The organism is Kitasatospora sp. NPDC058965 (assembly GCF_042741245.1).
Taxonomy (GTDB): domain Bacteria; phylum Actinomycetota; class Actinomycetes; order Streptomycetales; family Streptomycetaceae; genus Kitasatospora.
In genome coordinates this window covers 1-14,053 of sequence record NZ_JBHYKG010000230.1, presented here as the reverse complement: position 1 = coordinate 14,053, position 14,053 = coordinate 1, and the positions used below count along the sequence as shown (strand labels likewise).

Annotated in this window: 14 protein-coding genes and 1 tRNA gene; 12 read left to right on the top strand and 3 right to left on the bottom strand. The window is 74.2% G+C overall.

The window, feature by feature from the left end:
- The first annotated feature begins 139 nt into the window (after positions 1–139).
- Positions 140–712 carry a DJ-1/PfpI family protein gene (locus ACFW1A_RS29225; RefSeq protein WP_380413863.1) on the top strand — a complete coding sequence of 191 codons (573 nt, stop codon included), beginning with the start codon at positions 140–142 and terminating at the stop codon, positions 710–712.
- On the opposite strand, the gene ACFW1A_RS29220 is transcribed toward ACFW1A_RS29225, so the two are convergent.
- Positions 703–1,101: a VOC family protein gene (locus ACFW1A_RS29220; RefSeq protein WP_380413861.1), complete on the bottom strand. Its 399-nt coding sequence runs from the start codon at positions 1,099–1,101 to the stop codon at positions 703–705. The genes ACFW1A_RS29225 and ACFW1A_RS29220 overlap by 10 nt on opposite strands.
- Positions 1,102–1,162: 61 nt before the next feature.
- On the opposite strand from ACFW1A_RS29220, the gene ACFW1A_RS29215 reads away from it, so the two are divergent.
- The 5 genes from ACFW1A_RS29215 to ACFW1A_RS29195 all read left to right on the top strand — a co-directional run bounded on the left by ACFW1A_RS29215 (position 1,163) and on the right by ACFW1A_RS29195 (position 4,927).
- The gene (locus ACFW1A_RS29215) at positions 1,163–1,594 is read left to right on the top strand and encodes a MarR family winged helix-turn-helix transcriptional regulator (RefSeq protein WP_380413859.1); all 432 of its coding nucleotides are present in this window, start codon (positions 1,163–1,165) and stop codon (positions 1,592–1,594) included.
- A gap of 57 nt (positions 1,595–1,651) precedes the next feature.
- A tRNA-Lys gene (locus tag ACFW1A_RS29210) sits at positions 1,652–1,728 on the top strand.
- Positions 1,729–1,802: 74 nt separating this feature from the next.
- Positions 1,803–2,369: a TetR/AcrR family transcriptional regulator gene (locus tag ACFW1A_RS29205; protein WP_380413857.1), complete on the top strand. Its 567-nt coding sequence runs from the start codon at positions 1,803–1,805 to the stop codon at positions 2,367–2,369.
- Between the two features lie 272 nt (positions 2,370–2,641).
- Entirely contained in the window at positions 2,642–3,862 is a 1,221-nt protein-coding gene (locus ACFW1A_RS29200) for a sensor histidine kinase (RefSeq protein WP_380413855.1), read from the top strand.
- Between the two features lie 75 nt (positions 3,863–3,937).
- Positions 3,938–4,927: a DMT family transporter gene (locus tag ACFW1A_RS29195; RefSeq protein WP_380413853.1), complete on the top strand. Its 990-nt coding sequence runs from the start codon at positions 3,938–3,940 to the stop codon at positions 4,925–4,927.
- A gap of 21 nt (positions 4,928–4,948) precedes the next feature.
- Here ACFW1A_RS29195 and ACFW1A_RS29190 read toward each other — a convergent pair whose 3' ends face one another.
- Positions 4,949–5,278 carry a chorismate mutase gene (locus ACFW1A_RS29190; RefSeq protein ID WP_380413850.1) on the bottom strand — a complete coding sequence of 110 codons (330 nt, stop codon included), beginning with the start codon at positions 5,276–5,278 and terminating at the stop codon, positions 4,949–4,951.
- A 238-nt stretch (positions 5,279–5,516) separates the two neighbouring features.
- Here ACFW1A_RS29190 and ACFW1A_RS29185 point away from each other — a divergent pair, with 238 nt between their 5' ends.
- The 3 genes from ACFW1A_RS29185 (at position 5,517) to ACFW1A_RS29175 (ending at position 8,939) form a co-directional block, all read left to right on the top strand.
- Positions 5,517–6,284: a VOC family protein gene (locus tag ACFW1A_RS29185; protein WP_380413846.1), complete on the top strand. Its 768-nt coding sequence runs from the start codon at positions 5,517–5,519 to the stop codon at positions 6,282–6,284.
- Between the two features lie 62 nt (positions 6,285–6,346).
- Positions 6,347–6,772, top strand: coding sequence for an OsmC family protein (locus ACFW1A_RS29180; RefSeq protein WP_380413843.1), 426 nt, complete (start codon positions 6,347–6,349; stop codon positions 6,770–6,772).
- Between the two features lie 235 nt (positions 6,773–7,007).
- Positions 7,008–8,939, top strand: coding sequence for a putative bifunctional diguanylate cyclase/phosphodiesterase (locus tag ACFW1A_RS29175; RefSeq protein WP_380413839.1), 1,932 nt, complete (start codon positions 7,008–7,010; stop codon positions 8,937–8,939).
- 7 nt (positions 8,940–8,946) lie between these two features.
- On the opposite strand, the gene ACFW1A_RS29170 is transcribed toward ACFW1A_RS29175, so the two are convergent.
- A complete protein-coding gene (locus ACFW1A_RS29170; RefSeq protein WP_380413836.1) occupies positions 8,947–10,017 on the bottom strand; it encodes an LLM class flavin-dependent oxidoreductase in 1,071 nt (356 codons plus the stop codon).
- Between the two features lie 95 nt (positions 10,018–10,112).
- Here ACFW1A_RS29170 and ACFW1A_RS29165 point away from each other — a divergent pair, with 95 nt between their 5' ends.
- From ACFW1A_RS29165 to ACFW1A_RS29155, 3 genes are all read left to right on the top strand, one after another.
- Positions 10,113–11,387, top strand: a complete 1,275-nt coding sequence (locus tag ACFW1A_RS29165; protein ID WP_380413834.1) for a multidrug effflux MFS transporter — start codon at positions 10,113–10,115, stop codon at positions 11,385–11,387.
- A 386-nt stretch (positions 11,388–11,773) separates the two neighbouring features.
- The gene (locus tag ACFW1A_RS29160; protein WP_380413831.1) at positions 11,774–12,418 is read left to right on the top strand and encodes a DedA family protein; all 645 of its coding nucleotides are present in this window, start codon (positions 11,774–11,776) and stop codon (positions 12,416–12,418) included.
- A gap of 239 nt (positions 12,419–12,657) precedes the next feature.
- Complete coding sequence (locus tag ACFW1A_RS29155) at positions 12,658–13,953, top strand: hypothetical protein (protein WP_380413828.1); 1,296 nt, start codon at positions 12,658–12,660, stop codon at positions 13,951–13,953.
- The last annotated feature ends 100 nt before the right edge of the window (positions 13,954–14,053 follow it).

The window sequence follows — 14,053 nt, the reverse complement described above, 5'->3', positions numbered from 1 at the left end:
CGCGAGAGCGAGGGGCCTTCGGCGTTTCCGCGCCCGCACGGCCGGGGAGGAAGCAGGCCGGACGGCGGTGACGTTGCGCGACCGGAGCGCTACCGCACGCCCGTTCCCACGTTCCTCTCCTTTCGAATCGAGGCCGGGCATGGCTGTGAAGGTGCTGATCGTCACCGGGGATGCGGCGGAGTCGCTGGAGGTGCTCTACCCCTACCAGCGGCTGCGCGAGGAGGGGTACCAGGTGGACATCGCGGCACCCAGCCGCAAGAAGCTGCGCTTCGTGGTGCACGACTTCGAGGACGGGTTCGACACCTACACCGAGAAGCCCGGGTACACCTGGCCCGCCGACCTCTCGTTCGACGAGGTGGACCCGACCGCGTACGCCGCCCTGGTGATCCCCGGCGGGCGGGCGCCGGAGTACCTGCGCAACGACCCCCGGGTCCAGCGGATCACCGCGCACTTCTTCGACACCGACAAGCCGGTCGCGCAGATCTGCCACGGCCCGCAGATCACCGCCGCCGCCGGGGTGCTGACCGGGCGCACCACCGCCGCCTACCCCGCCCTGGAGCCGGACGTGAAGGCGGCGGGCGCCCACTACCGGGACGGCGAGGCGGTGGTCGACGGCCTGCTGGTCTCCGCCCGCGCCTGGCCCGACCACCCCGCCTGGCTGCGCGCCTTCGTCGAGCTGCTGCGCACCAAGGCGCCGGTCGATCAGTCCTGATACGACTGCAGTTCGAGCAACGTGCCCTGCGGATCGCGGACGTGCGCGGTCCGCAGGGACGGGCCCCAGGCGGGACGGTCGGCGGCCGGAGTGATCAGCGTGCCGCCGTGCGCGAGGCAGTGGGCCAGCGCCGCGTCCACCTCCGCCACCCGCCAGACCAGCAGCAGCCCGTCCTGCCCCGCCCCGGTCGCCAGCGGCACCACCGCGGCCTGCATCGCGCGGTCGAACAGCGCCAGCACCGTGCGCCCCTCCCGCTCCCAGTGCGCGTACGGTCCGCCCTCCTCGCCCTTGCCGCGCTCGGCGCCCATCAGCACCGGCAGCACCGCGTCGTAGAACCGGAAGCACTCGGCGAACCGGGAGACCAGCAGCCGGGGGTAGAACGCGTCCATCGAAGACCCCTCCAAATAGTGGGTACATACCCATCATTGGCGCCACCCTACAATCAACGCCATGGACGCCTCCACCCCGCCCAGCCTGCTCGCCCTCACCACCTACCTGCTCTCCCGCACCGGCAAGACGGCCCGCGCCCGCCTGGCCACCCGCCTCGGCGCCCGCAGCCGGACCCTGCGCCAGATGGCGGTCCTGGCCGCGCTCGCCGACTTCGGCCCGCAGGTCCAGCGGGAGCTCGCCGAGCGCCTGGCCATCGACCCGAGCGACCTGGTCAAGGTGCTGGACGAGCTGGCCGCGCTCGGCGAGGTCGAGCGGACCCGGTCCACCGCCGACCGCCGCCGGATCCAGGTCACCCTCACCGCCGCCGGCCGCGCGGCCCTCGCCGAGCAGACCACCGAGGCCGAGCAGGTCCGGGACGAACTCCTCGCCCCCCTCAGCGCCGCCGAACGCGCCCAGCTGCACGCCCTGCTCCTGCGGGTGCACCACGGTTGACCGGCCCCGATTTCGGGTAGGCGGTACTGATCGGGTAATGTTCTCCCCGTTGAACAGGCGCCGCTAGCTCAGTTGGTTAGAGCAGCTGACTCTTAATCAGCGGGTCCGGGGTTCGAGTCCCTGGCGGCGCACCAACGACAGCGAGGCCCTCCGCGGAAGCGGAGGGCCTCGCTTTTTGGCAGGCGTTGTACCGATTAGTATGTACAGCATGACCACTCAGGACCGCCTGATCGAGAGCACCCGGGCCCTGCTCTGGGAGCGCGGCTACGTCGGCACCAGCCCGAAGGCCATCCAGCAGCGCGCGGGCGTGGGCCAGGGCAGCATGTACCACCACTTCACCGGCAAGCCCGACCTGGCCCTGGCCGCGATCACCCGCACCGCCGACGAGCGCCGGGCCCAGGCCGAGGCCCAGCTGGGCGGCCCCGGCACGGCGGTCCAGCGGATCACCGCCTACCTGCGGCGCGAGCGGGACGTCCTGAAGGGCTGCCCGATCGGCCGGCTGACCCAGGACCCGGACGTGATGGCCGACCCGGCCCTGCGCCGGCCGGTGGAGCAGATGTTCGCCTGGCTGCGGACCCGGCTGACCGGCATCCTCGCCGAGGGCCTGGCCGCCGGCGAGCTGCGCCCGGGGCTGGACCCCGCCGCCACCGCGTCCGCCGTGGTCGCCGTGCTCCAGGGCGGCTACGTGCTGGCCCGCGCGGCCGACGGCACCGAGCCCTTCGACCAGGCGGTCGACGGCATCCTCGGCCTGCTGGCGGTGGCCGGGCAGCACTGAGCCGGGGCACCCGGCGGGTGCCCCGGCCCAGTGGCGTTCAGCACTGCGGACGGCGTCCGTGGTTCGCGCCGCGCCTGGCGCGGGCCTTCTTCTTCCGACGGCGCTTCGACGACATGGGCCTCTCCTCTCGCGGGTCCGCCCCCGGCCCTCCCCACCGTTCCACAGCCGGGCGCGGGCTGCGCGCGTTCGGCGGCCACCCGTGGCCGGTCCCGGATCGCCGACCGGTGAGGTACGGTCGCGCGGAGTGGGGCCGGCAGGGAACGGAGCAGGACGTGGCGGACTTCAGAGCGCGGGCGGTGCGGCCGCTGCGGCGGCTGGCCGGCTGGGTGTGGCGGCCCGAGCGGCGCTGGCACGCGGTGGCGGTCGACGTGCTGCTGGTGGTGCCCGCCACCCTGGACGCGCTGCTGAACTTCCCGCCGCCGCGCGACTGGCACTTCTGGGTCTCGCTGGGCGCGGCCGGCGTGCTGCTGCTGCGCCGCCGGTTCCCGCGCACCGTGCTGCTGCTCACCCTGCCGGGCCTGTACGCGGGCAGCGCGATGATCGCCTCGATGGTGGCCGCCTACACCGTCTCCCGGACCACCCGGCCGAACTGGCAGAAGGCCGTGGCGGCGCTGGCGGTGGTGATCGGCAGCTTCATACCGTGGCCGATCAGCGACTTCGCCAAGGAGAGCGCCAGCGACATCACCCAGCACCTGATCTACGCCGCGGTGCTCGGCAGCGGGCCGGTCTTCCTCGGGCTGCTGGCCCAGACCCGGCTCGACCTGTCCGCCCGGGTCGCCGAGCTGGCGGTGCTGCGCGACCACGAGCGGGCGCTGTACGCCAAGACGGTGTTGGCCGAGGAGCGGGCCCGGATCGCCCGCGAGATGCACGACGTGGTCTCGCACCAGGCCGGCCTGATCGCGGTGCAGGCCGGCGCGCTCCAGGTGACCACCAAGGACCCGCAGACCCGGGAGACCGCCGGCACCCTGCGCGAGCTGGCGGTGGCCACCCTGGAGGAGCTGCGCTCGATGATCCTGGTGCTGCGGGCGGCCGGCGCCGGACCCACCGAGCTGGTGCCGCAGCCCCGACTGGCCGACCTGCCCCGGCTGGTGGCGGCCGCCGAGGTGCACGCCACGCTGCGGATCGACGGGCTGGCCGAGCGCCCGCTGCCGGAGCCGGTGGAGCGGGCCGCCTACCGCACCGTCCAGGAGGCGCTGACCAACGTGCGCAAGCACGCGCCGGGCGCGTCCACCGAGGTCGCGGTCCGGATCGAGCCGGACTGCCTGTGGGTCTCGGTGCACAACGAGGCGCCCGGCGGCCCGAGCTCGGACCCGGAGCTGCCGGGCGGCCAGCACGGGCTGATCGGACTGCGCGAGCGGGCCGCGCTGCTCGGCGGCACCATCAGCGCCGAGGTGCTGGCGGACGGCGGCTTCCGGGTGCGGCTCTGGCTCCCGCTGTCCGACGCCGTCGGCGCCCCGGTGACCGGCGCCACCGCGAGCGGCGCACGGGGCTGACCGTCCGGCCGGTGACAGCACCGTCCGACCGGATGGCCCCTTTCACCCACGCCCGTGACCTGGCACAATGCCCCGATGCACTCCTCCTCCGCCGCCCCGCGACCCGAGTGGCGCAGCCTCGGACTGGCGCTCGCCCTGGTCTCCGCGTTCTCCTTCGGCGGTTCCGGCACCGCGGCCAAGCCGCTGATCGAGGCCGGCCTCTCGCCGCTGCACGTGGTCTGGCTGCGCGCCACCGGCGCCGCGCTGGTCCTGCTGCCGCTGGCCTGGAAGCACCGGGCGATCGTGCGCGAGCGGCCGGGGCTGCTGGTCGGCTTCGGACTGCTGGCGGTGGCCGGGGTGCAGGCGTGCTACTTCGCGGCGATCTCCCGGATCCCGGTCGGGGTGGCGCTGCTGATCGAGTACCTCGGGCCGCTGCTGCTGCTCGGCTACGTCCGCTTCGTGCAGTGCAAGCCGGTCAGCCGGGGCGCCGCGATCGGGGCCGCGGTGGCGGTCACCGGACTGGTCTGCGTGGTGGAGGCCTGGCACGGCCTGCGGTTCGACGCGCTCGGGGTGGTCTTCGCGCTGGCCGCGGCCTGCTGCCAGGTCGGCTACTTCGTGCTGGCCGACGCGGGCAGCCGGGGCGACCGGCCGGCCGACCCGCTGGGCGTCTCCGCGTACGGCCTGCTGATCGGCGCGGTCGCGCTGACCGCGGTCACCCGGCCCTGGGAGGGGCGCTGGTCGGTGCTCGGCGGCGACGTGCCGCTGGCCCGCCACCAGGTGCCGGCACTGCTGCCGGCCGCCTGGATGATCCTGGTCGCCACCGTGCTGGCCTACCTGACCGGGGTGGTCTCGGTGCGCCACCTCTCGCCGCCGGTGGCCGGCGTGGTGGCCAACGTCGAGGCGGTGGTCGCCACCGTGCTGGCCTGGGTGCTGCTCGGGGAGCGGCTGGGGACGGCGCAGCTGGTGGGCGGCCTGCTGGTGCTGCTCGGGGCGTTCACGGCCCAGGTCACCAAGCCCGCGGAGCCCGCCGGGCCGGCCCCCGCGCCGGCGGCCGCCGAGCCGGACCGGCACCCGGCGCACCGCTGACGGGGCCGCGGCCCCGGCCGCTCACTTCGCGTCGTTGGCGATCGCCTCGTGGTGGCGGATCACCTCGGCGATGATGAAGTTCAGGAACTTCTCGGCGAACACCGGATCCAGGTGCGCGCCCGCGGCGAGCTCCCGCAGCCGCCGGATCTGGTCGCGCTCGCGGGCCGGGTCGGCGGCGGGCAGCCGGTGCTCGGCCTTCAGGGTGCCGACCCGCTGGGTGGCCTTGAAGCGCTCGGCCAGCATGTGCACCACGGCGGCGTCGATGTTGTCGATGCTCTGCCGCAGCCCCGCGAGTTCGGCCCGGACCTCCGGGGCCACGTCGTCCAGGCTGGTGTGCTGCTGCTCGGTCATCGGTATTCCGCTCCGCTCCGGTTGTCGCGCGGCCAGGTCCTCGCCCGGGGCGCGGGCCGGGCAAATCTAACAGGCCGGGCCCGTTCGGCCCGCTTCTTTCCGCCGCGCTGTCCAGCATCCGGACAGGCCACTGTCCGCGACGCTCCGGTTGCGGACCGTGCCGGCCGGGCCGATCCTGACCGCACGTCCGCCGTACCCCGGCGCCCCGTGACGCCAGCCCCAGAAAGGCCCCCGCCCGATGCCCGTGCGCGACTCCTACCCCGACGGCGCCCCCTGCTGGGTCGACCTCACCACCACCGACCCGCTCGGTGCCCAGGACTTCTACGGCCCGGTCCTCGGCTGGGAGTTCCAGGAGCTCGGGCCGGACTTCAACGGCTACACCATGTGCCTGAGCCGGGGCCGCCCGGCCGCCGCGCTGATGCCGCCGCCGGCCGGGGCGGAGAAGCTGCCGGCGGCCTGGAACGTCTACCTGGCCGCCGCCGACCTGGACGCGGTGTACGACCGGGTCACCCGGGCCGGCGGCACCGCCGTCTTCGGCCCGCACCGGGTCCCGGGCGCGGGCCGGCTGGCCTTCGCCTACGACCCGGCCGGCGCCGCCTTCGGCCTGTGGCAGCCCGCCGGCCACCACGGCGCGGCCGTCTACGGCGAGCCGGGCGCGATGTGCTGGCACGAGCTGACCACCCCGGAGGCCGAGCCCGCCGACGCCTTCTTCGCCGAGCTCTTCCCCTACCGGCAGAAGCAGATCGGCGACGGCCGCGGCTTCGACTACACCGCCTGGTCGCTGCCGGCCACCGGCGACCTGCCGGTCTGCGGCCGCTACCGCACCCAGGTGACCCGTCCGCACTGGGCCACCTCCTTCGCCGTGGTCGACGCCGACCACGCGGCCGAGCAGGTCGAGGGCCTGGGCGGCCGGGTGCTGCGCGAGCCCTTCGACTCCCCGTACGGCCGCCTGGTGCCGTGCGCCGACCCGGCGGGCGCCCTGGTGACCTTCTGTCAGCTCCCGTAGCGTCAGGTGCCTTAGGCTGGCCCCGGCGTGACCGAACTGACATACCGCAGGAGGTACCGATCGTGGCTACTGTTCGCACCGCTCGCACCGCGTGGGAGGGCAACCTGCTGGCCGGCAAGGGCGAGGTGACCTTCGCCTCCTCCGGCATCGGGCAGTTCCCGGTGTCCTGGCCGGCCCGCTCGGAGGAGCCGAACGGCAAGACCAGCCCCGAGGAGCTGATCGCCGGGGCCCACTCGGCCTGCTTCTCGATGGCGCTCTCGCACGGCCTGGCCGGCGCCGGCACCCCGCCCACCAAGCTGGACGTCCAGGCGGACGTCACCTTCCAGCCGGGCGAGGGCATCACCGGCATCGTGCTGACCGTGGTCGGCCAGGTCGACGGGCTCGACGAGGCCGGCTTCGTCAAGGCCGCCGAGGACGCCAAGGCCAACTGCCCGGTGAGCAAGGCGCTGACGGGCACCACCATCACGCTCAACGCCAAGCTCGCCTGACCCGGCAGCTGCCAGCGCACGCCCCCGGCGCACGAAACACTGTGCGCGCCGGGGGCGTTCCGCTTTCCGTCGACCGCTGCCTCGAAATCCGGGGAATCACCCTGTCGGCTGTGGTCGGTTCTCCGCAGCGCGTCCTATGATCGGCCGCAGTGCGCTGTTTTGACGGTCGGTCGCCAAGGCCCGGCGGTCGGACCGGCGCAGCGGGAGCGCCATCAGCTGAGGACGGGAGCGTGCCGTGCGAGGCCGGAACGAGGGGGCCGACGCACAGGGCGTGCGGCAGGACGATCCACCGCCCTGCGGCACACCGGTCCCGATCCACCTGCCACCTTCACCCTCGCACTGCCCCAACTGTGCCCATCCGCTGCCCGACAGCCTCACCCCGGACGCCAACGAGCTGCTGGCCGCCCTGCGCGCCAGCGAGTCCCGGTTCCGGGCCGCCTTCGCCGACGCCGGCATCGGCATGCTGCTGATCGACCCCGAGGACGTCGTGATCGAGGCCAACCCGGCCTTCGCCGCGATGCTCGGGCGCGAGCCGCAGGAGCTGGTCCGGCTGCCCGTCCACGAGGTGATCGAGCCGGACGAGGTCCCGCGCCGGCTGCACCGCGAGCTGGTCACCGGGGTCCGCGACCGGGTCCGGGTGGAGAAGCGGCTCAGGCACCGCGACGGGCGCGAGGTGTGGAGCAGCGTGACCCTCTCGCTGGTCCGCGACGCCGAGGGGCTGCCCTACTACACGCTGGCGATGTTCGAGGACGTGACCGAACGCCGCCGGCTCGGCGACCGGCTCGCCTACCAGGCGCTGCACGACCCGCTGACCAGGCTGCCCAACCGCGCTCTCTTCTTCGAGCGGCTGACCACCGCCTGCACCCCGGCCGCCGAGGGCGACGGGCGCCGGGTCGGCGTCTGCTACGTCGACCTGGACGGCTTCGCCGCGATCAACGACACCCTGGGCCACCACATCGGCGACCAGCTGCTGAGCGCGGTGGCGGCCCGGCTGGAGCGGCACTTCGGCGGCGCCGGCGGCCGACTGGTGGCCCGGCTCGGCGGCGACGAGTTCGCCGTGCTGGTCCCCGACAGCGAGGGCAGCGAGCAGCTGACCACGCTGGCCGCCCAGCTGCTCACCGTGCTGGAGCGCCCGTTCGACGTCGCGGGGCACCGGCTCGCGGTGACCGCCAGCGTCGGCGTGGTGGAGCGCCCGGTGTCCGGCACCACGCCGAACGACCTGGTCAAGGACGCCGACGCCACCCTCTACTGGTCCAAGGCGGACGGCCGGGCCCGCTGGACGCTGTACGACCGCGACCGCGGCGCCCACCAGCTGACCCGCCGGCTGCTCACCACCGCGCTGCGCCCGGCGCTGGAGCGCGGCGAGTTCACCGTGGAGTACCAGCCGCTGGTCGGCCTCGCGGACGGCACCGTGCACGGCGCCGAGGCGCTGGTGCGCTGGCGGCACCCGCGGTTCGGCACCCTCTCCCCCGACCGGTTCATCCCGCTGGCCGAGGAGTCCGGGGCGATCGTGCCGCTGGGCAAGTGGGTGCTGGAGGAGTCCTGCCGGCAGGCCCGGGGCTGGCTGGCCGAGTTCCCCGACACCGAGGCCTTCGTCAGCGTCAACCTGGCGGCCCGCCAGGTCTGGGACTCCGACGTGGTGGCGGACGTGGCCCAGGTGCTGGACCGCACCGGCCTGCCGGCCCGGCTGCTGCAGCTGGAGCTGACCGAGTCCGCGGTGCTCGGCCCGAGCGGCCGGCCGCTGCAGGCGCTGCAGGCGCTGGCCGACATGGGCGTGCGGATCGCCATCGACGACTTCGGCACCGGCTACTCCAACCTCGCCTACCTGTCCCGGCTGCCGGTGCACGCGCTGAAGCTGGACGGCACCTTCATCGAGGGCTTCCGCGACCCGGCCCCGATCGGCCGCCCCGAGCCGCGCTCGCGCCGCAGCGAGGCGGACGCGCAGATCGTCGGTGCGATGGTCCGCCTCGCCCACGACCTGGGCCTGACCGTGACGGCCGAGGGGATCGAGAGCGCGGCCCAGGCCGAGCGGCTGCGGCTGACCGGCTGCGACACCGCCCAGGGCTGGTTCTTCGCCCGCCCGGGGGACGCCGCGCTGGTGGCCGCGATACTGCGCGAGGGCCGGGTCCGCCCGCCGAACGCCGAGTGGTCGCCGGTCGGCGGCTGAGGCCCCGTCAGCCGAGCAGGCCGTAGGCCTCGGCGATCAGGCCGTAGGAGGTCAGCCGGGCCTGGTGGCCGTGGATGTGCGAGGTGACCATCAGCTCGTCCGCGCCGGTGCGCTTGCGCAGCTCCTCCAACCCGTCGGCGACCTCGCCCGGACCGCCCAGCACCACGTTGGCCAGCCAGGAGTCCAGGAACTCGGCCTCGGCGGGGGTGTAGGGGTGGGCGGCGGCCTCCTGCGGCGTCGGGATCGGGCCGGGGCGGCCCTGGCGCAGCCGCAGCATGCCCAGGCCCGCCGAGGCGGCCAGGTACCGCGCGGCCGCGGTGCCGCCCTCGGGCACCGCGACGGCGCTCACCCCGATCAGCGCGTACGGCTCGGCCAGCACCGCGGAGGGCACGAAGTAGCGGCGGTACAGCTCCAGGGCGGGCACCGTGTTGGCCGCGCTGAAGTGGTGCGCGAAGGCGAACGGCAGGCCCAGCCGGCCGGCCAGCCGGGCGCTGAAGCCGGAGGAGCCGAGCAGCCAGACCGGCGGACGCCGGTCGCCGCGCGGCACCGCGGTGAGCCGGGCGTAGGGGTGGCCGTCCGGGAAGTCCCCGTCCAGGAAGTGCAGCAGTTCGCCCAGCAGCCGGGGGAACTCGTCGGCCTCGTCCGCGCTGCCGCGGCGCAGCGCGGCGGCGGTGGCCGGGTCGGTGCCCGGCGCGCGGCCCAGGCCCAGGTCGATCCGGCCCGGGTGCAGCGCCTCCAGCAGGCCGAACTGCTCGGCGACGGCCAGCGGCGCGTGGTTGGGCAGCATCACCCCGCCGGAGCCGAGCCGCAGCGTGCTGGTGTGCGCGCCCAGGTGGGCGATCAGCACGGCGGGGGTGGAGCTGGCCACCCCGGGCATGCCGTGGTGCTCGGCCACCCAGAACCGGTGGTAGCCCCACTCCTCGGCGTGCCGGGCCAGCTCGGTGGTGGCGGCCAACGCCTCGGCCGCGGTGTGACCGGCGCCGACGGTGGCCAGGTCGAGGATCGACAACGGGGCCGGCGCACTGCCCCGGGCCGTGCCCTTCACGTCGGTCCGGGTCTGCCCGTCCTCGCCGGTCATCGCTTCGCCCTCCACTGGCTGGTTCGGTGTTCCGCCGGTGGACAACAGGAACCCGGTCTGGACTGTTCCCGGTCTTCACCCCTTACCGTGGTCCGGTGCCGGACTCTCCCCCCACCGCCCTGGACCCCGCCCCCACCGCCGTCGGCGCGCCGCCCGGCACCGCCGCCCGGGTCGGGCTGCTGCTCACCCTGGTGCTCGGCTCGCTGAGCGCGCTGGCGCCGCTGTCGATGGACATGTACCTCCCGTCGCTGCCCACCATCACCACCGGGCTGCACACCCGCGACGCACTGGTCCAGCTGACCCTGACCGCCTGCCTGGTGGGCCTGGCGCTGGGTCAGCTGGTGGCCGGGCCGCTGAGCGACGCGCTGGGGCGCCGCCGCCCGCTGCTGGTGGGCCTGGGCCTGTACGTGGCGGCGACCGCGCTGTGCGCGCTGGCCCCGGACGTGCGGGTGCTGATCGTCTGCCGGGTGGTGCAGGGGCTCTCCGGGGCCGCCGGGATCGTGATCTCGCGGGCCGTGGTGCGCGACCTGTTCGACGGCCTGGCGGCCGCCCGGTTCGCCGCCACCCTGATGCTGGTCTCCGGCTCGGCGCCGCTGCTGGCCCCGATCCTGGGTGGCCAGGTGCTGCGGTTCACCAGCTGGCGCGGGGTGTTCGGGGTGCTGGCGGTGGTCGGGGCGGTGATCTTCGTCACGGCGGTGGTGCTGGTGCGCGAGACGCTGCCGCGCGAACGGCGGCGCGCCGGCGGGCTGCCGGACACCGTGCGCACCGTGCGCGAGCTGCTGGCCGACCGGCTGTTCAGTGCCTACCTGCTGACCGTCTCCTGCGGCTTCGGCGCGCTGTTCGCCTTCATCGCCGGCTCGCCCTACGTGGTCCAGGAGGTCTTCCACGGCTCGGCGCAGCGCTACAGCCTGATCTTCGCCCTGGTCGAGCTGGGGCTGGTGGGCCTGTCCCAGGTGACCGGGCGGCTGCTGCTGGGCCGGTTCCCCTCGCACGCGATCCAGTTGGTCGGGGTGCTGGTGCTGGCCGGCAGCGGGGCGGCGCTGGTGCTGATGTGCACCGTCTGGCACGCGGGGCTGGCGCCGATCACCGCGGGGCTGTTCGCGATGGCCGCCGGGCTGGGCATCGCGGCCCCGCCGAGCTCGGCACTGGCGCTCCAGCGCGCCCCGCACGCGGCCGGCACCGCCTCGGCGCTGCTGGGCACCTGCCAGTTCCTCACCGGGGCGGTGGCGCCCGCACTGGTGGGCCTGGGCGGGCACGCGAGCGCCCTGCCGATGGCTGCGGTGATCCTGGGCGCGGGGCTGGCGGCGCTGCTCTGCTTCACGGCGCTGGCCCGCCCCTGGGCCAGCGCCCCGGACCCGCTGCGCGCCTGAGGCGACCGAGTCCGGGCGGGTACCTGACGCATCGTCTACTGCCGTTTCGCGCCAGAATTGCTGCGCTGCGTAGTGGCGGGATTACGCCAGCGCCGGTTCTCGCCAGCGTGTCCCCTCGCGCGGAGCGGGGCGTCTCGGGCAGTCTTGTCACCAGTGAACGGCGCCGACCAGCGCCGCACTCCTCAGCAAGGCCTCATGGACTGGACCAGTTCAGGGCGACCCTCATGGGCCCCGAGGGCGGACACCCCGCCCTCGGGGCCCATGCCTTTTGGCCCACCGTGATCAAAAGCTCAGGGGGCGCTTAGCGGGGTTAAAGGGAGAGCCGATAGCGTGGGTCCCCTGAGCCACCTGATCTCCCCGGGCGGTCCGGAGGGAGTTTCTGAATCATGGGAAGTGCGGCGCTCGTGACGGCGGCCGGTTTCAGCGCCCTGGCGGTGCTGGCGGTGCTCGGCGACGCCTTCCTCCCCTTCCTGCCCAGCGGCACCCTGGTGGTGCTCGCGGTGCTCAAGAGCGCCAAGGTGACCGGTGCCCCGCTGGTGCTGGCCGTGGCCGTGGCGCTGGCCTCCTTCCTCGGCGACCTGCTGCTGCTCAAGCTGGCCCGGCGCGGCGCCCCGTTCCTGCGCCGCCGGCTGGCCCGGCGCCCGCAACTGGCCGCCAGCGTGCGCCGGGTGCAGCAGGCGCTGGACGGCCGGACCACCCGGACCGCCGCCACCCTGGTGATCGTGGCCCGGTTCGTCCCGGGCGGGCGGACCGTGCTGGACCTGGCCGTGGGCCACCTGCCGCACCGCTCCCGCAGCTTCCTGCAGTGGTCGGCGGTCTCCTCGCTGATCTGGGCCGGCTACATCGTCACCCTCGGCTGGCTGGACCTGCACGTGTTCAGCACCGCCTGGCTCAGCCTGGCGGTCTCCAGCCTGGCCGCCACCGCGGTCAGCGCCGTGGTGGCCCGGGTGGTCCGCCGCCACCGCCGGCTGTCCGTGGTGGCGCCGCTGGCCGAGCAGACCGCGCCCGCCCCGCTCGGCGACGCCGCCTGAGGCAGCGCGCCACCCCTCCCCCCTCGGGTATGTCCCGACCTTGCAACAGAACGGCACTCCCCGGAGCCGTCGCGCGACTTCCCGCCGTCTGACGGGAAGTGTCCTTCCTGAGCGGATCCTTGGAGCCCGGCCCGGCTCCATGGCATCCTGAGGGAAAAATTAATGATCAAATGCCGTATTTTGCCCGGCCGGTCCCGACCACCACAGGGGACGCCGGGCGCGACCTGGTTGGGGAGACCATGAGCAGCATCTCGCGCAGGAAGGTGCTGGGCGCCGGCGCCGCCACCGCGGCACTGGGAGCCCTCACCGCATGTGGCAGCTCCGGGAGCTCCCACCAGGACAGCGCGAAGCCCGGGTCCGGCTCGGCCGCCCCGGGCGACCCGAGCGGCGCGGTGCCCTCGCCCTCCGGCAAGGCCACCCCGATCGGCGACGGCTCCACCTCCGACACCGGTCCGCAGCCCAACCAGCCGACCTTCAGCAAGCTCAAGCCGGGCGAGCGCCCGCCGCAGTTCGTGGTCTTCTCCTGGGACGGCGCCGGCGCCACCGACGACGGCCAGTTCGCCCGCTTCCTCAAGCTGGCCGAGGAGCACAAGGCCACCTTCACCTTCTTCCTCTCCGGCATCTACTGCCTGCCCGGCGGCAAGAAGGACCTCTACCACCCGCCGCAGCACTCGGTGGGCGCCTCCGACATCCCGTACCTGTCGGACGGCGCGGTGAAGAACACCATCAAGCTGATCAGCCAGGCCTGGCTGCAGGGGCACGAGATCGGCACCCACTTCAACGGGCACTTCTGCTCCACCCGGCCCGACCACAACGGCGTGAACAAGTGGTCGCCGGACGACTGGGAGAGCGAGATCCAGCAGGCGGTCGGCTTCGTCACCCAGTGGCGGACCAACACCGGCTTCACCGACGTGCCGGCCTTCCCGTTCGACTACCGCAAGGAGCTGATCGGCGGCCGCACCCCCTGCCTGGACGGCCAGAAGGGCCTGCTGCCCACCGCCGCGAAGCTGGGGTGGAAGTACGACGCCAGCTCGCCGGGCGAGAAGCAGACCTGGCCGCAGAAGGTCCAGGACGGCAAGATCTGGAACTTCCCGCTCCAGTCGATACCGTATCCGGGGCACACCTTCGAGGTGCTGTCGATGGACTACAACATCATGGCCAACCAGTCCAACGGCAATCCCAAGGGCGACCCGAACCAGTTCGGCGCCTGGCGGGACGCGGCGCACCAGAGCTACCTGTCCGGCTTCAACCGGGCCTACAACGGCAACCGGGCGCCGTTCTTCGTCGGCAACCACTTCGAGCAGTGGAACGGCGGCATCTACATGGACGCCGTCGAGGCCGTGCTCAAGGACATCGCCGGCAAGCCCGAGGTCCAGCTGGTCTCCTTCCGCCAGCTGGTCGAGTGGCTGGAGCTGCAGGACGAGTCCACCCTGCGCAAGCTGCGCACGCTGAACGTCGGTCAGGCACCGGCCGGGGGCTGGGAGTCCTTCCTGGGCGCGCCCACCGGCAGCAGCTCGCCCTCGCCCGGCCAGTGACCCGGGGCGCGGCGGGTGCGGCTCAGGCCGCGCCGAGTCCGGCCAGCACCAGGGCCGCGTCGTCGGCGTGCCGGGCCAGTCCGTACGGGCCGGGCAGCGC